Annotated in this window: 21 protein-coding genes; 13 read left to right on the top strand and 8 right to left on the bottom strand. The window is 64.6% G+C overall.

Features of this window, described 5'->3' with window-relative positions; all coding sequences use genetic code 11:
- The first annotated feature begins 18 nt into the window (after positions 1 to 18).
- The gene (locus B4394_RS17010) at positions 19 to 1,326 is read left to right on the top strand and encodes an MATE family efflux transporter (RefSeq protein WP_078315789.1); all 1,308 of its coding nucleotides are present in this window, start codon (positions 19 to 21) and stop codon (positions 1,324 to 1,326) included.
- Here B4394_RS17010 and B4394_RS17005 read toward each other — a convergent pair whose 3' ends face one another.
- Positions 1,327 to 1,680 (bottom strand): hypothetical protein, encoded by a 354-nt coding sequence (locus B4394_RS17005; RefSeq protein ID WP_078315753.1) that lies wholly within the window; start codon positions 1,678 to 1,680, stop codon positions 1,327 to 1,329.
- A gap of 119 nt (positions 1,681 to 1,799) precedes the next feature.
- Here B4394_RS17005 and B4394_RS17000 point away from each other — a divergent pair, with 119 nt between their 5' ends.
- On the top strand, positions 1,800 to 2,021 hold the full coding sequence (locus B4394_RS17000) for a membrane protein (protein ID WP_030093939.1): 222 nt from the start codon (positions 1,800 to 1,802) through the stop codon (positions 2,019 to 2,021).
- An 87-nt stretch (positions 2,022 to 2,108) separates the two neighbouring features.
- Positions 2,109 to 2,714, top strand: coding sequence for a GNAT family N-acetyltransferase (locus B4394_RS16995; RefSeq protein WP_078315752.1), 606 nt, complete (start codon positions 2,109 to 2,111; stop codon positions 2,712 to 2,714).
- Here the strand turns inward: B4394_RS16995 and B4394_RS16990 are convergent.
- Genes B4394_RS16990 through B4394_RS16980 form a run of 3 tightly spaced genes read right to left on the bottom strand, consistent with a single transcriptional unit; the run spans position 2,711 to position 5,804 of the window.
- Positions 2,711 to 3,469: an enoyl-CoA hydratase gene (locus B4394_RS16990; RefSeq protein ID WP_078315751.1), complete on the bottom strand. Its 759-nt coding sequence runs from the start codon at positions 3,467 to 3,469 to the stop codon at positions 2,711 to 2,713. The genes B4394_RS16995 and B4394_RS16990 overlap by 4 nt on opposite strands.
- Positions 3,466 to 4,578: an acyl-CoA dehydrogenase family protein gene (locus B4394_RS16985; RefSeq protein ID WP_078315750.1), complete on the bottom strand. Its 1,113-nt coding sequence runs from the start codon at positions 4,576 to 4,578 to the stop codon at positions 3,466 to 3,468. The genes B4394_RS16990 and B4394_RS16985 overlap by 4 nt, the downstream gene beginning before the upstream one ends.
- The gene (locus tag B4394_RS16980; protein WP_078315749.1) at positions 4,575 to 5,804 is read right to left on the bottom strand and encodes an acyl-CoA dehydrogenase family protein; all 1,230 of its coding nucleotides are present in this window, start codon (positions 5,802 to 5,804) and stop codon (positions 4,575 to 4,577) included. The genes B4394_RS16985 and B4394_RS16980 overlap by 4 nt, the downstream gene beginning before the upstream one ends.
- An 81-nt stretch (positions 5,805 to 5,885) precedes the next feature.
- Between B4394_RS16980 and B4394_RS16975 the strand changes: the two genes are divergently transcribed.
- A complete protein-coding gene (locus B4394_RS16975) occupies positions 5,886 to 6,155 on the top strand; it encodes a DUF2277 domain-containing protein (protein WP_078311032.1) in 270 nt (89 codons plus the stop codon).
- 12 nt (positions 6,156 to 6,167) lie between these two features.
- On the opposite strand, the gene B4394_RS16970 is transcribed toward B4394_RS16975, so the two are convergent.
- Positions 6,168 to 6,740: a DUF3558 domain-containing protein gene (locus tag B4394_RS16970; RefSeq protein ID WP_502688406.1), complete on the bottom strand. Its 573-nt coding sequence runs from the start codon at positions 6,738 to 6,740 to the stop codon at positions 6,168 to 6,170.
- A gap of 152 nt (positions 6,741 to 6,892) precedes the next feature.
- Between B4394_RS16970 and B4394_RS16965 the strand changes: the two genes are divergently transcribed.
- The 4 genes from B4394_RS16965 to truB are packed head-to-tail and all read left to right on the top strand — an operon-like array spanning position 6,893 to position 9,875.
- On the top strand, positions 6,893 to 7,369 hold the full coding sequence (locus B4394_RS16965; RefSeq protein ID WP_078311030.1) for a carboxymuconolactone decarboxylase family protein: 477 nt from the start codon (positions 6,893 to 6,895) through the stop codon (positions 7,367 to 7,369).
- Between the two features lie 13 nt (positions 7,370 to 7,382).
- Positions 7,383 to 8,336 (top strand): ACP phosphodiesterase PptH, encoded by a 954-nt coding sequence (gene pptH / locus B4394_RS16960; RefSeq protein WP_078311029.1) that lies wholly within the window; start codon positions 7,383 to 7,385, stop codon positions 8,334 to 8,336.
- A 4-nt stretch (positions 8,337 to 8,340) separates the two neighbouring features.
- Positions 8,341 to 8,982 (top strand): 4'-phosphopantetheinyl transferase PptT, encoded by a 642-nt coding sequence (pptT, locus tag B4394_RS16955; RefSeq protein WP_176138330.1) that lies wholly within the window; start codon positions 8,341 to 8,343, stop codon positions 8,980 to 8,982.
- On the top strand, positions 8,979 to 9,875 hold the full coding sequence (truB, locus tag B4394_RS16950; protein WP_078315748.1) for a tRNA pseudouridine(55) synthase TruB: 897 nt from the start codon (positions 8,979 to 8,981) through the stop codon (positions 9,873 to 9,875). Before pptT ends, truB begins: the two co-directional genes overlap by 4 nt.
- Positions 9,876 to 9,878: 3 nt before the next feature.
- Here truB and B4394_RS16945 read toward each other — a convergent pair whose 3' ends face one another.
- Both B4394_RS16945 and mntR read right to left on the bottom strand, forming a co-directional pair.
- Positions 9,879 to 10,451, bottom strand: a complete 573-nt coding sequence (locus tag B4394_RS16945) for a DUF4262 domain-containing protein (protein WP_070952683.1) — start codon at positions 10,449 to 10,451, stop codon at positions 9,879 to 9,881.
- Between the two features lies 1 nt (position 10,452).
- Positions 10,453 to 11,175 (bottom strand): manganese-binding transcriptional regulator MntR, encoded by a 723-nt coding sequence (mntR, locus tag B4394_RS16940; protein ID WP_078311026.1) that lies wholly within the window; start codon positions 11,173 to 11,175, stop codon positions 10,453 to 10,455.
- Positions 11,176 to 11,252: 77 nt separating this feature from the next.
- Between mntR and B4394_RS16935 the strand changes: the two genes are divergently transcribed.
- The 3 genes from B4394_RS16935 (at position 11,253) to lppU (ending at position 13,105) form a co-directional block, all read left to right on the top strand.
- Complete coding sequence (locus tag B4394_RS16935; protein WP_078311025.1) at positions 11,253 to 12,215, top strand: bifunctional riboflavin kinase/FAD synthetase; 963 nt, start codon at positions 11,253 to 11,255, stop codon at positions 12,213 to 12,215.
- A 93-nt stretch (positions 12,216 to 12,308) separates the two neighbouring features.
- The gene (rpsO, locus tag B4394_RS16930) at positions 12,309 to 12,578 is read left to right on the top strand and encodes a 30S ribosomal protein S15 (RefSeq protein ID WP_030093922.1); all 270 of its coding nucleotides are present in this window, start codon (positions 12,309 to 12,311) and stop codon (positions 12,576 to 12,578) included.
- A gap of 17 nt (positions 12,579 to 12,595) precedes the next feature.
- Positions 12,596 to 13,105, top strand: a complete 510-nt coding sequence (gene lppU, locus B4394_RS16925) for an LppU family putative lipoprotein (RefSeq protein ID WP_078315788.1) — start codon at positions 12,596 to 12,598, stop codon at positions 13,103 to 13,105.
- A gap of 48 nt (positions 13,106 to 13,153) precedes the next feature.
- Here lppU and B4394_RS25940 read toward each other — a convergent pair whose 3' ends face one another.
- Positions 13,154 to 13,333 carry a hypothetical protein gene (locus B4394_RS25940; protein WP_078311024.1) on the bottom strand — a complete coding sequence of 60 codons (180 nt, stop codon included), beginning with the start codon at positions 13,331 to 13,333 and terminating at the stop codon, positions 13,154 to 13,156.
- A 58-nt stretch (positions 13,334 to 13,391) separates the two neighbouring features.
- Between B4394_RS25940 and B4394_RS16915 the strand changes: the two genes are divergently transcribed.
- Positions 13,392 to 15,659 carry a polyribonucleotide nucleotidyltransferase gene (locus tag B4394_RS16915; RefSeq protein ID WP_078315747.1) on the top strand — a complete coding sequence of 756 codons (2,268 nt, stop codon included), beginning with the start codon at positions 13,392 to 13,394 and terminating at the stop codon, positions 15,657 to 15,659.
- Complete coding sequence (locus B4394_RS16910) at positions 15,643 to 16,956, top strand: M16 family metallopeptidase (RefSeq protein WP_212566653.1); 1,314 nt, start codon at positions 15,643 to 15,645, stop codon at positions 16,954 to 16,956. The genes B4394_RS16915 and B4394_RS16910 overlap by 17 nt, the downstream gene beginning before the upstream one ends.
- Positions 16,957 to 16,970 lie beyond the last annotated feature (14 nt).

Below are 16,970 nucleotides of genomic sequence, written 5' to 3'. Positions count from 1 at the left end.
GCCACCGGCACGGCCGGAATGTCTGGACTGGCCCGCCGAATCACTGCTCTGGCGGTGCCCGCATTGGGTGTGTTGGCAGCCGAACCGCTGTACTTGCTTTTCGATATCGCCATGGTGGGTCGTCTGGGCGCGGTGCCGTTGGCGGGATTGGCCGTCGGCGGACTGGTGCTTTCGCTCGTCGGAACGCAGTTGACCTTCTTGTCGTACGGCACCACCGCCCGTGCGGCACGACTATTCGGCTCCGGTGATCGTCCGGGCGCGGTCCACGAGGGTGTGCAGGCGACCTGGTTGGCGCTCCTTATCGGCACTGCCGTGGTCCTCATCGTGAACATGGTGGCTGGACCGGTGGTCCGGGCCATCGCCGCGGCACCCGATGTGGCCGCTCAGGGCCTGACGTGGGTGCGTATCGCCATCTTCGCGGCGCCCGCAATCCTGGTCTCGCTCGCCGGCAACGGGTGGATGCGGGGAGTGCAAAACACGGTCAGGCCGTTGCGGTATGTGATTGTCGGCTTTGCGGTTTCGGCAGTACTGTGCCCGGTGCTGATCTACGGATTACTCGGGGCGCCCCGGATGGGTGTGGCGGGGTCTGCGGTTGCCAATCTGGTGGGGCAGTGGCTGGCCGCGATCCTTTTCCTGCACGCCCTGCACGCCGAGCGTGTTCGGCTCCGGATGGACCGTCCGGTGCTCCGCGCACAGCTGGTGCTGGCGCGCGACCTGCTGATACGCAGTCTGGCCTTCCAGGCCTGCTTCATCAGTGCCGCGGCGGTGGCGGCACGGTTTGGGGCGGCGGCGCTGGCAGCGCATCAGGTGGTCCTGCAGATGTGGAGTTTTCTTGCGCTGGTCCTTGATTCACTTGCCATCGCGGCGCAGACCCTCGTCGGTGCCGCGTTGGGGGCGGGCCGGGTACGGGAGGCCAAGTCAGTGGCGTGGAGAGTGACGGCGTTCTCGCTGGGCTTCGCGGTAGTACTGGCGTCCCTTCTTGCCTTCGGTGCTCCGGTATTGCCAGGTTTGTTCACTTCCGATGCCACGGTGTTGCGTCAGATGCACGTGCCGTGGTGGTTCCTGGTGTGCCAGTTGCCGATTTCGGGTCTTGTGTTCGCGCTGGACGGGGTGCTGCTGGGTGCGGCCGACGCGCGGTTCATGCGCAACGCCACCATGATCAGCGCGCTGTGCGGGTTCTTGCCGCTGGTGTGGTTGGCGCTGGCCTTCGGGTGGGGGCTCGCCGGAGTCTGGTCCGGGCTCACCCTTTTCCTGGTGTTGCGGCTGCTGTTGGTCGGATGGCGCACGGCGTCGGGCCGCTGGGCCGTGCCGGGAACCGGCTCGTGATCAGTGCCCCGGGGGGTACTGCGGTGGTGGGTATCCGGCAGGAGGCGGCGGGTATCCCGCCGGTGGGTAGCCCTGGTATGTCGGGGGCTGCGCTGCCAGACGCCGAATCTGTCTGATCTGCCCCATATTTCCGAAGATCGCAACCCAGTTCATGACGAGGATGGACAGGAAGCTCCACCACCCGGCGGCCAGATTGTGGGTCTGCGCGTCACGGTAGGCAGCCTCGCATTGCTCGAGTGTCCCGGTGATCGTGTACGACCGGGTGCTGAACATGATCAGCATCCCGGTGTGCTTGGTCAGCCGTACCTGAAAGTACCTGGGCGCGGCGGCAGGATAGTGCTGTGGGTACGACATCTTTCTCCCCCTGATCGTGTAGCCCCCCAATGATATCGAGAGTTTGCCAGTGCCTGGCTATGTGATCCAGGTAACTTGCGGAGTATTCTGGGAAACGCTGGATGAGGAGGTGTTTCGAAATGAACCTTGATCGATTTGCCGTGTGGACCGGCTACTTCCTTGGCCTGGTGTCGGTCACGATCACCGCGTTGGGGCTGGCGGCGTTGGCCTCCGGGCATCACGGCTGGGGAATGGTGGCGGCCATCGCGCTACTGGTTACCGCGGGGCTGGGATTTGCGGTGGTAGGCGGCACGGTGCATCACGACCACAAAGTCCATAAGGAGACGCCGCACCTGATGTAGGGGTAGAGCTGCCCGGCCGGTGAGCGGTTCGTAGAATATAGGCTCACCTAAGTTAGGCCCCTCGATCGAACGGAGCTACTCGCGCCGATGAACAGTCCCACCGGTTATCGAATCGGGCGAGAGATCACCGATGTGGCTGCTGAGGTCATCGATGCGGGTCCTCCGCCGCTGCCCTCATTTGAGGGCACCCGCTACGGACTGCGGCCGGTGAATCCGGATAGCGCCGACCCGGACATGCTCAGTGAATGGTTTGCTCGTCCGCATCTACTCAAGACATGGGAGCAGCCTTGGTCGGCCGTGCAGTGGCGCGAAGATTCCTCGTATCGACTAGCCGGGCATTACTCGCTGCCTTGCATCCTGTCGGTAGATGGCGTCGAGGCAGGCTATGTGGAGATGTACCGATCTGCCCGGGATGAGATCGCCAGGATCTACGACGTTCATCCGCACGACACGGGGTTTCATATAGCGACTGCTGCCACCGAGCATCTAGGCCGGGGCGTCATCTCCGAGTGGATCCGGCTACTCCCGTTCGCCGTGTTCGAGGCCGACCCTGCATGTCGCCGGATGATGGGTGACCCAGCGGCCGACAATCCGCCGATCCTTAAGGTGCTCGCGCGCCTCGGCTGGACGGCGATGGGGGAGTTCGATATTCGGCCGGACCGCCGGATTGCGCTGTATCGCTTCGACCGTTAGGCGTTTTGGCTGCGACCGCGCGCCATGATGGCCGCGCGACGCTCCTCCACGCCCTCGGCGATGGAGTTCTGCTCGATCCACCGATGCGCATCATCGAGAGCCACCTGCAGACCGTTGCCGACGAGCTCGGACTCGATGCGGCGGTAGGAGGCCAGAAGCTCGCGCACGGCGGGCTGGTTGTTTCCGGCGATTGTCGCGGCGAGCCGCTTGGCCGCCGGTAACAGCTCCTCATGGGCAACCACCTCGGTGACCAGGCCTGCGCGTAACGCATCTTCGGCCGACAGGTAGTCGCCGGTGAGGCTCATGCGCCGTGCCAGCCCGCGTCCCACCGAGAGCGGCAGTAGGGTGGTCAGCCCCCAGGTGGGCAGGATGCCAACACGTGCGTGGGTATCGGCGAAACGTGCCTTCTCCGAGGCGATCAAGATGTCACAGGCCAGCGCCAGCTCCAGACCGCCGGTGACGGCGGCTCCGTTGATGGCACCGATGACGGGCTTGGAAAGCTCGGGCCACCACGGGTCCAGGGTGTCGGCACGATCACCGCTGCCCAGCTCCTTGAGGTCGACACCCGCGCAGAACACCGGGTCGGCGGCGGTCAGGATCATCACGTCAACATCGGCGTCGGCGTCGGCCGCGGTGACGGCCTTGACGATCTCCTCGCCGAGGGCCTTGCTCAGCGCATTACGGGCCTGTGGCCGGTTCAGCGTGATGGTGCAGATCCGGTCTTCGGTCTGCGTCAAGAGAATCTGTTCGGTCATGCGTCGATAACCTCCTTGGCGATACGTTCGGCGTGGACGGCACGGCCTCCGAAGAGTGCCGAATTACTAACGGCCCGTTTGTAGTACAGGTGGGCCGGGTGTTCCCAGGTGAATCCGATGCCGCCATGGCTCTGGATGGCCTTGGAGGTTACCTCTACCGCGCCCGCAGATGCCACCTGCTGGGCGATGCTGGTGGCTAGCGCGGGATCATCAAGGCTCGGGTTGTCATGCGACCAGGCCGCGTGATAGGCGGCGCCACGTACGTTCCCGGCCGCGGCGGCCATATCGGCGAGGCGGTGTTTGACGGCTTGGAACGACCCGATGATCCGCCCGAACTGAATTCGGGACTTGGCGTATTCGGTTGTGACATCCAGCATGTGGGCGGCGATACCGGCTTGTTCGGCCGCGAGCACGGTGGCGGCTACGTCGAGTGCCTTGGTCACGGCGTCCGCGCCCTGGCCCTGCTCGCCGATTAGGCGCGCGGGAGTGGAGTCAAAGTGGATGTTGGCCTGGCGTCGGGTTAGGTCGAGGGTGGCCAGAGCGTGCCGGTCGACGCCGGTTGCGTTCCCGTCCACCGCGAAAAGGGTTGGACCCGAGTCGGTATCAGCGAGCACCAGGATCGCGTCGGCGGTGGCGCCGTCCGGAACGTGCTCGGCGTCTCCGGTGAGCTTCCATCCGTCGGCATCGGATTCCGCGGACACGGTGATGGCATCGGCCAACCGGGTGCGGCCACCCGCCAGCGTGATCGTCTTGTCGCCGGAGGCTAGCGCGGGTACCCATTCGGCAAGGGCGTCACTGTCGCCGCTGGCCGCCAGCGCGGTAGCGCCCAGTGCCGCGCTCGATATCCACGGTAGGCACGCCAGTGTGCGTCCCAGTTCCTCTGCCACGATGGATAATTCGATAACGCCCAGGCCGCCCCCGCCATGTTCTTCGGGCAGGCTCAGCCCCACCACACCAAGCTCGGCGCCCAGGGCGCGCCAGGCATCCAGGTCGACGGCGCCTGCATCGGCGATCTGGCGCACGTGCTCGGGTGTCCAGACACGTTGGCACCAACTCCGCATGAGCGAGCGCAGGTCGCCGTGCTCTTCGGTGAACTCGAATTCACTCATCCGCGGGGCACGTCCTTCCAAGCTTTGTCGGTATCTACCCGGATATCGCCGGGTAGTCCGAGAACGCGTTCTCCGATGATGTTGCGCATCACGTCGGAGGTGCCGCCCTCGATGGTGTTGGCTTTGGACCGCAGGAACGCCCACATGGTGTCGGCACGGCGGTCATCGTCGACGACGCGCCGCATGTCGTAGGAGGCGTACAGAGTTGCCTCAATGCCCAGCAGTTCGACGCAGAAGTCGTAGATCTGCTGGTTGAGCTCGGCGCCCATCAGCTTGCCGATCGAGCCCTCCGGCCCCATCGGCGCATCGCCCTGGGCGGCGATCCGCATCTGGGTGCCGTAGCGGTTTCCCTCCGAGCGCACGAACAGGTTCGTCAGCTTGGCCCGCAGCTCGGGGGTATGCAGGTCGGGTCGCTGCTTCCAGAGACTCAGCGCATGGCCAATCGATCCGCCGCCACGACCGTGGTCGAACGCCCCACCCAGCGCACTGCGTTCGTTCATCAACGTCGTCATCGAGACTCGCCAGCCGTCGCCCTCATTGCCCAGGCGGTATGCGTCCGGGATGCGGACATCGGTGAGGTACACCTCGTTGAATTCGGCGTCACCGGTCATCTGACGCAGCGGACGGACTTCGACGCCGGGATCGGTCATATCGACCACAAAGTAGGTGAGGCCGCGGTGCTTGGGCACCTCGGGATTGCTTCGCGCCACCAGAAGCGCCCAGCGCGCCTGATGGGCACCCGAGGTCCACACCTTCTGGCCGTTGATAATCCAGTCGTCGCCGTCACGCACCGCGCGGGTGGCCAGGCCCGCGAGATCGGATCCGGCGCCGGGCTCACTGAACAGCTGACACCAGAGTTCCTCACCCGTGAACAGCGGACGCAGAATCCGCTGGGTCAGTTCGGGCTGTCCGTGTGCGAGCACTGTGGGAGCCGCCATGCCATACCCGATCACGTTGATAAACAACGGATCCGGCATGCCGGCTGCGCGCAGGATGGTGTCGGAGACGGCCTGCAGCGCGGGTGGTGCGTTGAGGCCACCCAAGCCGACGGGGAAGTGGACCCAGGCCAGGCCCACGTCGTAGACGGCGCCGAGCAGCTCGGTGACCGGGGTGGAGGAAGGGGGGTGTGTGGCGAGAACCTCCTGCGCGGCGGCGGCGACCCGGTCGCGTTGCGATGAACGAGTGCTGGATCCCGCGCTAGACGGCTGCGATGACGTCACTGGCATGACTTACGTATACACGCGCACGCAAACTAACCAGTGGGTGGGGCATGGCGTCTTCCGGATTGTCTTCCTACTGTCGTAGGTATGTGCAGGAACATCACCGAACTACGCGGGCTGGAACCCGCCGCGACCGACCAGGAGATCGAGGCGGCGGCGCGGCAGTACATCCGCAAGATCAGCGGGATTCAGAAGACCTCCGATGCCAACCGGGAAGCGTTTGAGCACGCGGTGGCGGAGGTGACGGCGACGACAATGCGTCTGTTGGCGTCGTTGCCGGCACGTCGGCAGCCACCCAGGACGGTGCCTCCGCTGCGGCGTCCCGAGGTGCAGGCTCGCATCGCGGCACGTGGCTAGACCGGCACGGTCTCAGAACTTGTAGGCGGGCGCGAGAATGTTTGCGACCCGGCGGTTTTCCACGAGACAGCCGGGGCCATCGGGGGAGTACTTCTGGGATGCGTAGTACAGCGACTGCTGGACCACGCCGTAACTCGTCTTGAAGGTGATCATGCAGGACACCCACCACTGGTTGTTCCAGTCCGTCGGTTTCATGATGTTGTACTCGGCCGCACGGTGACCCTGGATGGTCGTCTCCACGCCGTCGGCCGGCAGCGAGTCTTCATAGGTGCGCCACACGATCGCCTCGACGGCCAACTGGTAGTTGTTGCGGGAGTCGTACCGGCAGCGCAGGCCCTCTTCGGGTGCGGGTGGGGTCTGGTCGAGACCCGCAGCGGCGATGACCGAACCGGGAATGTCGTAGCAGGGATCGAAAGGGCGAGGATCTGTGACGGGGACGACCGGCCACTTGATCGTGGTGGTGGCTCCGGTGCCCGCGGGTCCGGTCATGGGCGCTGTGGAGAAACGCAGCTGAACCGGTGCGCTGGTCGAGTGATCGGCCGGGGCGGTGCGCCAGACAACAAGACCGCTCAGTGTCAGCGCCATCAGCACTATGGCCAGTCCAGCCCTTCGGGCCATGCGAATCCACCTCAATCTGATCAGCCGCGGTGCGCCGAAGTCTAGCCGCGTGCCTCGCTGTCTCATACGGAACACCGAAAACACTAGAACACGTTCTAGTCCCGGAGTATCGTGACGCCATGGCACGAATTGGGAACTACGCGGACGACGATGTGGCCGGCTGGCTGATGGGTGCACCCGAGATGGCGCCCGGGTTTGCCGGATTTTCGGACGCGGTATACAACCGCAGCAGGCTTCCGATCGGGGTGCGCGAGCTCGCACGTATGACCGTGGCCTTCGCGAATGAATGCTCCGTCTGCCAGAACACCCGCTTCGTCCAGAGCGGGGAGCTGGACGGCGACTTCTATGCGGACGCCGAGCAGTGGCGTACCTCGCCGCGGTACAGCGAGGCCGAACGGACCGCCGCCGAGTTCGCGCACCGTTTCGCGACGGATCACGTCGGGCTGCGTGAGGACGACGAATTCTGGGAGCGGGCGCGCGAGCATTTCGACGATGGGCTGTTGACCGACCTGGCACTGTCCTGCGCGTTCTGGGTGGGAAGCGGGCGTGCGCTCCGGGTTCTCGACGTGGGACAGAGTTGCAAGATAAACCTGTAGGTACATTGGCCGGATGACGCAGGAACGGGAGCCCAGGCTCTGGGCGATCAGCGACCTGCATGTTGGGCAGTCGGCCAACAAGTCCGTTCTCGAAGAACTTCATCCGGCCTCGCCTGAGGATTGGTTGATCGTCGCCGGTGACGTCGCCGAGCGCACTGATGACATCCGGGCGGCGCTGGATCTGTTGCGGCGCAGGTTCGCCAAGGTGATCTGGGTGCCGGGGAATCATGAGTTATGGACGACGGCGCGCGATCCCATGCAGATTTTCGGACAGTCCCGCTACGACTATCTGGTCAACATGTGCGACGAGATGGGCATCGTCACGCCCGAGCATCCGTATCCGGTGTGGATAGAACAAGGTGGTCCCGCGACCATCGTGCCGATGTTCGTGTTGTACGACTACACATTTCTGCCGGAGGGGGCCAACACCAAGGCGGAGGGTCTGAAGATCGCCCGCGACCGCAACGTCGTGGCAACCGATGAGTTCCTGCTTTCCAGTGAACCTTTCGCGACACGTGATGCCTGGTGCCGGGATCGGCTGCGGTATACGAAGAAGCGGCTGGACGATCTGGACTGGATGACGCCGACGGTCCTGGTGAACCATTTCCCGCTGGTGCGGGAACCTTGCGATGCGTTGTTCTATCCCGAATTCTCGCTCTGGTGCGGGACCACCGAAACCGCGGACTGGCACACCCGCTACAACGCGGTGTGCTCGGTGTATGGCCACCTGCACATTCCGCGGACCACCTGGTATGACGAGGTGCGCTTCGAGGAGGTGTCGGTTGGCTATCCGCGGGAATGGGCGCAGCGCAAACCGTATTCATGGCTTCGGCAGATCCTTCCCGTCCCGCACTATCCGGCCGGCTATCTCAACGAGTTCGGAGGTCATTTCGAGATCACCGAGCAGATGAGGGTGGCGGCCAAGCGATTCCGTGAACGGCTTGCCAAGGAGCGTGCCAGTGAGTGACCAGTTGATCGCCTCGGTGGTTCCCGATGTGCTGTCCTCGGCCGAACTGTATGAGGATCCGCCCGGGTTGGCGCCGCTGCCCGAAGAGGAACCGCTGATCGCCAAATCGGTGGCCAAACGGCGCAATGAGTTCATCACCGTCCGGCACTGCGCGCGGCAGGCCCTGTCTGTGCTCGGCGTTCCCGAAGTCCCGATCCTCAAGGGAGACAAGGGGCAGCCGTTGTGGCCCAACGGGGTGGTGGGAAGCATGACGCACACGGAGGGATTCCGTGGCGCGGTGGTGGGACGTGCTGGGGAGGTGCGTTCGGTCGGGATCGACGCCGAACCACACGACGTGCTGCCCAACGGTGTGCTCAAGTCGATTACCCTGCCGGTCGAGCGCGATGAGCTGGCGGCGTTGCCCGGTGGTACGCACTGGGACCGATTGCTGTTCTGCGCCAAGGAAACGACGTACAAGGCGTGGTTCCCGCTGACAACTCGCTGGCTTGGCTTTGAGGACGCTCACATCACCCTCGACCCCGATGGGACGTTCACCTCGCGAATCTTGATAGATGGCAAGGCCAATGACGGCAGCGTGTTGTCGGTGTTCGACGGGCGCTGGATCATTGACAAGGGTCTGATCTTGACCGCGATCGTGGTGCCGTGACCGATCCCTTGGGTCGCGCGGGCCTCGTGATTGTGGACAAGCCCGCCGGGATGACGAGCCATGACGTGGTATCTCGCTGCCGGAGGCTGTTTTCCACCCGCAAGGTGGGGCATGCGGGGACTCTCGATCCGATGGCCACGGGGGTGCTGGTGATCGGTATCGAACGTGCCACCAAGATCATGGGACTGCTGACGCTGACGACCAAGTCGTATGCGGCCACTATCCGTCTTGGGCAGAGCACCAGCACCGATGACGCCGAAGGCGAGGTGTTACACACGGTTTCGGCGTCCCGGGTGACCGATGAAGATATTGAGGCGGCCGTGGCCCCGCTGCGTGGGGATATCGAACAGGTGCCGTCCTCGGTGAGCGCGATCAAGGTCGGCGGACAGCGTGCTTACAAGCTGGCGCGGGAGGGGCAGTCGGTTGAGCTGGCAGCCCGGCCGGTGACCATCTCGAGGTTCGACGTGCTGGCGGTGCGCCGGCCGGGGGATGGGTATGTCGATGTGGACGTGGAAGTTGATTGCTCCTCAGGCACGTACATCCGGGCGCTGGCCCGCGATGCGGGTGCCTCGCTGGGCGTGGGTGGGCATCTGACGGCATTGCGCCGCACCAGGGTTGGCGATTTCACATTGGAACGTGCGCGCACGCTCGAGGAGCTGGCCGAGGACGCGACGTTGACCCTGGATCTGGACACCGCGTGCCGGGAGGGGTTCCCCCGGCGCGATCTGGATGCGGCGGAGGTCGACTCGGTGCGCAATGGGCGCCCGTTGTCGGCTGCCGGTATCGAGGGCACCTACGCCGCGGTGGATTCCGGCAATCGGGTCATTGCGTTATTGGCAGACAAAGGCTCTCGGACCACGTCGGTCGTGGTCCTGCGCCCGGCGAATCTGTAGCGGTCAGTCGATCGGACGGATCCACCGGCTCGGCGGGTGCAACTCCCTGGGCATCCACATCAGCGGCTGCCGATCGGCGAAATGCGGATCAAACTCGGGATTCCCCGGGAATCGGCCCTCGCCATCGGGCCAGAGGACCTGCAGGTACCGCACGTGGTTGGTCCGGTTGAACCACAGTCCGAACCCGAATTCGTTGTGATACCAACTCGGATCGATGGGGGAGAGCTTCACCTGGTAGTCATCCACCTCGGGTAGGGCGAGGACATCCTCGAATGTCTCTCCGACTTGCAGAACTCGCCCTTCCTGAGCCTGTTTGGCAACCGCGTTGAGAGCGCGCTGCATCATCGTGATGTCGTTGACTCCGTAGATCGCCAGCTCGGGTAGCCGCATGGTGTGCCACAGCCCGACGGTGTAGGCGAACGGCGGGCTCTCCTCCGACGATGTGGGGCCGATTCCCAGTGCACTCCAACCGTATTCGGTGACACTGCCGATGATGTCACGATCGCTGTCGTTGTAGTCATGGCGATCGCCGTAGTCGACGCACAGTAGGCACTCACACGCCGCGTGGTCGGTCATTTCAGTCGAGTACGACCCAAATTGATTGCGCTGCAGGATTTCCCAGCTCTAGCTTCTTCTCGCCGCCGTCTGATCTGTCGCTATCAATCGACACCGAGATGGTTCCGGCGAAGTCCCGCCGCTCGTCGACCGTCACGCGGGCATCCAGTGCCACGCCGACGGTGTCGAAGTAGCGCAGCATCTCCGGATCTGAGTCGGAGATCCGGGCCACCACGCCGGTATCGCCGTTGGCGCAGTCCGACAGCTGGCGGGCCGGGGGAGTGGGCACCTGCCCGTCAGGGCCGGGAATCGGATCGCCATGGGGATCGCGCGTGGGGTGACCGAGCTTGGCGTCGATCTTGGCCAGCAGCAGATCGGAGACCGCGTGCTCGAGCACCTCGGCCTCGTCGTGCACCTCGTCCCAGCCGTAGCCGAGCTCGTTGACCAGATATGTCTCCAGCAGCCGGTGCCGGCGCACCATGAGTACGGCCGCCTTGCGGCCCTGGCCCGTCAGGGTCACGGCGCCGTACTTCTCGTGATCCACCAGACCTTGGTCGGCCAGCTTGCGGATCGATTCGGATGCGGTGCTCGCCGACACGCCCATGCGTTCGGCGAGCATCTTGGTGCTCACCTTCTCGCGGGACCACTCCTGGGCGGTCCAGATCACCTTGAGGTAGTCCTGGGCCACCGTCGTCAGGTCGATATCGGTGGATCCGGCGGGCCGGTCGGATCGAGTGGGGCTCACGGTGCTCAGCCTAACCAGGCAGCGACGACGGAAAGCCAAGTCGGCCTTCCCGCATCTTCCGAAGTAGGCTTTAGGCCGTGCAACGCTGGCGCGGGCAAGACGAAATTCCGTCCGACTGGGGTCGGTGCGTCCTGACCATCGGCGTGTTCGACGGTGTACACCGCGGCCACGCGGAACTCATCGGGCGCGCGGTGAAGGCCGCACGCGAACTCAACCTCAAGAGCGTCCTGATGACGTTCGATCCGCACCCGATGGAAGTCGTGTTTCCCGGGACTCATCCGGCCCAGCTCACGACCCTGACCCGGCGTGCTGAGCTGGCAGAGGAACTGGGTGTCGACGTTTTCCTGGTGGTGCCCTTTACCCCCGAATTCATGAAGCTCTCGCCCGAGCGATACGTGCATGAGCTGCTGGTCGAGCGTCTGCACGTGGCTGAGGTGGTGGTCGGGGAGAACTTCACCTTCGGGAAGAAGGCCGCCGGTAACGTCCACATGCTCAAGAAGGCGGGCGAGCGATTCGGTTTCAAGGTCGACGCCGTGTCGCTCGTGACCGAACACGCGGTCACGTTCTCCTCGACCTACATCCGGTCCTGTGTCGACGCCGGCGACATGGTGGCGGCCACCGAAGCCCTCGGCCGCCCCCATCGAGTGGAAGGCGTCGTGGTCCGTGGCGACGGGCGGGGCCGGGAACTGGGGTTCCCTACCGCCAACGTGGCGCCGCCGATGTTCGCCGCCATTCCCGCCGACGGCGTGTACGCGGCGTGGTTCACGCTGTTGGGGCATGGTCCCACCATGGGCACTGTGGTCCCCGGTGAGCGGTACCAGGCGGCGGTCTCGGTGGGCAGCAACCCGACGTTCTCCGGCAAGGCCCGCACCGTCGAGGCGTTCATCATGGACACCGCGGCAGACCTGTACGGCCAGCATGTGGCCGTCGATTTCGTGGCACGGGTGCGCAGCATGGAGAAGTTCGCTTCGGTGGATGAGCTCGTGGACGAAATGGGTCGCGATGCCCAGAAGGCCCGTACGATTTTGGCGCGAGGCTAACCCGCCGGTACACTTCAACACCGGTGTGAGCTGCAGTTCGCGGTGGCCCACCAGAAACATTCGACGCGAACCCCAGTGATGGAGAAGCTTGCCGTGGCATTGACTACCGAGCAGAAGAAAGAAATTCTCACCCAGTACGGGCTGCACGAGACCGACACCGGTTCTCCCGAGGCCCAGGTCGCGATGCTGACCAAGCGCATCGTCGATCTGACCGAGCACCTCAAGACTCACAAGCACGACCACCACAGCCGTCGTGGTCTGCTGCTGCTGGTCGGCCGTCGCCGCCGCCTGCTCAAGTACATCGCAAAGGTCGACGTCGCGCGCTACCGCTCGCTGATCGAGCGCCTGGGCCTGCGCCGCTGACTTTGGCTTCTCCTCGACTGGGTCGCTCCGGAACCTCAGGTGCGATATCCATCGCCCTTGTCGCTGTCGGTGCGGCCTTGCTGTCGGCGTGTTCGTCGATATCGGCCGCTACCGATGGCCTGGCCGTCGGCGACTGCGTCAACCTCAGCGGTTCCGATCAGCACGCCAAGATGGTCAAGGAGCCGTGTGGCAGTCCCAAGTCCAATTTCAAGGTCTTCGCCAAGACCGAGACGGATGCGGATTGTCCGCGTGATGCGGACTCGTCGTACTACGCCAAGCGCGGTTTCGGCCGCAGAAGCCAGGCCCTGTGTCTGGACATCGACTGGGTTGTCGGCAGCTGCATGAGCGTCCCCGACAAGTGGGACGGCGACCCCGTGCGTGTTGACTGCAATGACGGCAACGCTCAGAACAAGAAACGCGTCACCCAAGTTCTTCGGGATGTCTCGACGGCCGATGAGTGCATCACCGGACTTGGCTACCCCTATGTCGATCGCAACTTCACCGTGTGTGTGGAGGAACTGCCCTGATCAGGGTGCGTGGCCGCAAACGCCGCAGGTGATAGGGTGTGTGCGTTGTCATGCTGGTCCCGCCGGGTAACGGGCGGTCTTCGGTAGTGGCTGCCGGGTTCGGAGCTTGTGCTCTTCGCACAAGCGGATCATCGATCCCCGGCCGCTTCGATCGAACGGCCGTGGCCGATCACCTTCCGGGTCCACTTCGCGCTGGTACGTCCGCGCGCTGACCGCGTGATGGCACATATGCCCAATACAGCCACGTGCTGCCAACTGAGAACGTATGAGAGGTATTCCAGAACCCATGTCTGCTACAGAAATTGAAGAAGGCGTCTTCGAGTCCACCGCGACCATCGACAACGGCACCTTCGGCACCCGCACCATTCGCTTCGAGACCGGGCGGCTGGCCCAGCAGGCCGCCGGCTCCGTCGTCGCGTACCTGGATGACGAGACCATGCTGCTGTCGGCCACGACCGCCAGCAAGAGCCCCAAGGACCATTTCGACTTCTTCCCGCTGACCATTGACGTCGAGGAGCGGATGTACGCCGCGGGTCGCATCCCCGGCTCGTTCTTCCGCCGCGAGGGACGTCCCTCCACCGACGCCATCCTGACCTGTCGTCTCATCGACCGGCCGCTGCGCCCGACCTTCGTCAGCGGGCTGCGCAACGAAATTCAGGTCGTGGTGACGGTGCTGAGCCTGAACCCCGCCGACCTGTACGACGTACTGGCGATCAACGCCGCATCCGCGTCCACCCAGATCGCCGGACTGCCGTTCACCGGCCCCGTCGGCGGTGTCCGCGTGGCCCTGATCGAGGGCCAGTGGGTCGCGTTCCCGACTGTCGAGCAGCTGGAGACCGCCGTCTTCGACATGGTGGTCGCCGGTCGCAAGACGGCCGACGATGTCGCCATCATGATGGTCGAGGCCGAGGCCACCGATAACGTCATCGCGCTCATCGACGGTGGCGCCGGCGCGCCCACCGAGAGCGTGGTCGCCGAGGGCCTTGAGGCCGCCAAGCCGTTCATCGCCGCGCTGTGCACCGCGCAGCAGGAGCTGGCCGAGAAGGCCGCCAAGCCCGTCGGTGAGTACCCCTTGTTCCCCGACTACCAGGACGACGCTTTCGCCGCCGTCGCGGCGGTGGCCACCGAGCCGCTGTCGCAGGCCCTGTCCATCGCGGGCAAGGCCGAGCGCGACGAGAAGACCGACGAGGTCAAGGTCGAGGTTCTCGGCCGTCTGCAGGAGGGCTTCGACGGCCGCGAGAAGGAGATCGGCGCGGCATTCCGCTCGCTCACCAAGAAGCTCGTACGCCAGCGCATCTTGAAGGACCAGTTCCGCATCGACGGCCGCGGTGTCACCGATATTCGCGCCTTGTCGGCCGAGGTCGCCGTGATCCCGCGGGCGCACGGCAGCGCGCTGTTCGAGCGTGGCGAGACCCAGATCATGGGCGTCACCACCCTGGACATGGTCAAGATGGCTCAGCAGATCGACTCGCTGGGGCCGGAAACCTCGAAGCGCTACATGCATCACTACAACTTCCCGCCGTTCTCCACCGGTGAGACCGGACGCGTCGGCTCGCCGAAGCGTCGCGAGATCGGGCACGGCGCGCTCGCTGAGCGTGCGCTCATGCCGGTGCTGCCGAGCGTCGAGGAGTTCCCGTATGCCATCCGCCAGGTCTCGGAGGCGCTGAGCTCCAACGGATCCACCTCGATGGGTTCGGTCTGCGCCTCGACCCTGTCGCTGCTGAATGCCGGTGTGCCGCTGAAGGCCCCCGTTGCCGGTATCGCCATGGGCCTGGTGTCCGATGACATCGAGCTCGCCGATGGCACCACCGAGCGCCGTTTCGTCGCGCTCACCGACATCCTGGGTGCCGAAGATGCCTTCGGCGACATGGACTTCAAGGTCGCCGGCACCAAGGACTTCGTCACGGCTCTGCAGCTGGACACCAAGCTTGACGGCATCCCGTCGCAGGTGCTGGCCGCCGCGCTGTCGCAGGCCAAGGATGCCCGTGCCACCATTCTCGAGGTGATGGCCGAGGCCATCGACGCCCCCGACGAGATGAGCCCCTTCGCGCCGCGCATCACGACGATCAAGGTGCCGGTCGACAAGATCGGTGAGGTGATCGGGCCCAAGGGCAAGATGATCAACTCGATCACCGAGCAGACTGGTGCGAGCATCTCCATTGAGGATGATGGCACCGTGTTCGTGGGCGCCTCCAACGGCGAGGCGGCGCAGGCCGCGATCGACATGATCAACGCGATCGCCAACCCGCAGCTGCCCAAGATTGGTGAGCGTTTCCTCGGAACCGTGGTCAAGACAACCGATTTCGGCGCCTTCGTATCGCTGCTTCCGGGCCGCGACGGACTGGTGCACATCAGCAAGCTCGGTAAGGGCAAGCGGATCGCCAAGGTTGAGGACGTGGTCAAGGTCGGCGACAAGATTCAGGTCGAGATCGCCGATATCGACAACCGCGGCAAGATCTCGCTGGTTCCGGTCGGTGACGATGACGCCGCTGAGGCTTCTGCTAGCAGTAACGGTGCGGCCGAGGCCAAGCCGGCAGATGCCGTCGCGGAGTAGCGTTCCCAACGCGGTACGCCGCACGGTCCTTCCTGGTGGTCTCCGAGTGGTCACCGAGGCGATGCCCTCGGTGCGCTCGGCGTCCGTCGGGGTGTGGGTCGACGTCGGGTCCCGCGATGAGGGGCGCAGCGTCGCCGGTGCGGCGCACTTCCTCGAGCACCTGCTGTTCAAGTCCACGCCCACACGGTCGGCGGCCGATATCGCACAGTCGATTGACGCCGTCGGCGGTGAGCTGAACGCCTTCACCGCACGCGAACAGACGTGTTACTACGCGCATGTGCTGGACTCCGATCTGGAGCTGGCGATCGATCTGGTCGCCGACGTGGTGTTGCGCGGGCGATGCGCCAGTGAGGACGTCGAGGTCGAGCGCGACGTCGTGCTCGAAGAAATCGCGATGCGCGACGACGACCCTGAGGACCTGCTGGGGGAAGCCTTCCTCGGGGCCCTGTTCGGTGACCATCCGATAGGTCGCAGCGTGCTCGGCAGCTCGGAGTCGATATCGACGATGACGCGGGCACAGTTACATTCGTTTCACGTACGGAGGTATCGGCCCGAACGCATGGTGCTGGCAGTGGCCGGGAACGTCGAGCACGATCGCGTAGTGCGGTTGGCGCGCAAGTACTTCAAATCGCATCTGGACTCATCGGTCACCACGGTGGCGCCGCGCAAGGGGACCGGCCGAGTTACGGCCACGCCGGGACTGGAATTGGTGTCGCGCGACGGTGAACAGGTGCATCTCTCGCTGGGTGTGCGCACCCCGGGCCGCGGCTGGCAATATCGCTGGGCGCTGTCGGTGCTCAACACCGCATTGGGCGGTGGGCTCAGTTCCCGCTTGTTCCAAGAGATTCGCGAGCAGCGCGGGCTGGTCTACGCGGTCTACTCGACGGTGGATACCTTCTCCGACACTGGCGCGTTGTCGGTGTACGCGGGTTGCTCGCCGGAGCGGTTCGACGAGGTGGCCAAGGTGACCTCACAGGTACTGGCATCGGTGGTCGAGGACGGATTTACCGCAGTGGAGATCGACCGGGCTAAGGGTGCCTTGGCCGGTGGACTTGTTCTGGGGCTTGAGGATTCGGCATCCCGCATGAACAGAATGGGACGCAGCGAGCTGAACAACGGTAAGCACCGCACGATTTCTGCGACCCTGGACAAGATCGCCACCGTCACGACCGACGAAGTCAATGGCATCGCGCGCCAGTTACTCAGCAGTCCCGCCGGAGCGGCAGTGGTGGGTCCATACCGTTCCAAGCGGACGTTGCCGCGCTCACTGCGCACGATGATTGAATCCGCAAGCTAGGTGAGCGTCGGCAA

Source organism: Mycobacterium sp. D16Q16, from assembly GCF_002013745.1.
Lineage (GTDB): Bacteria > Actinomycetota > Actinomycetes > Mycobacteriales > Mycobacteriaceae > Mycobacterium.
Note: the sequence above shows the minus strand (reverse complement) of the source record. Positions and strands in the feature narration are given on the sequence as shown.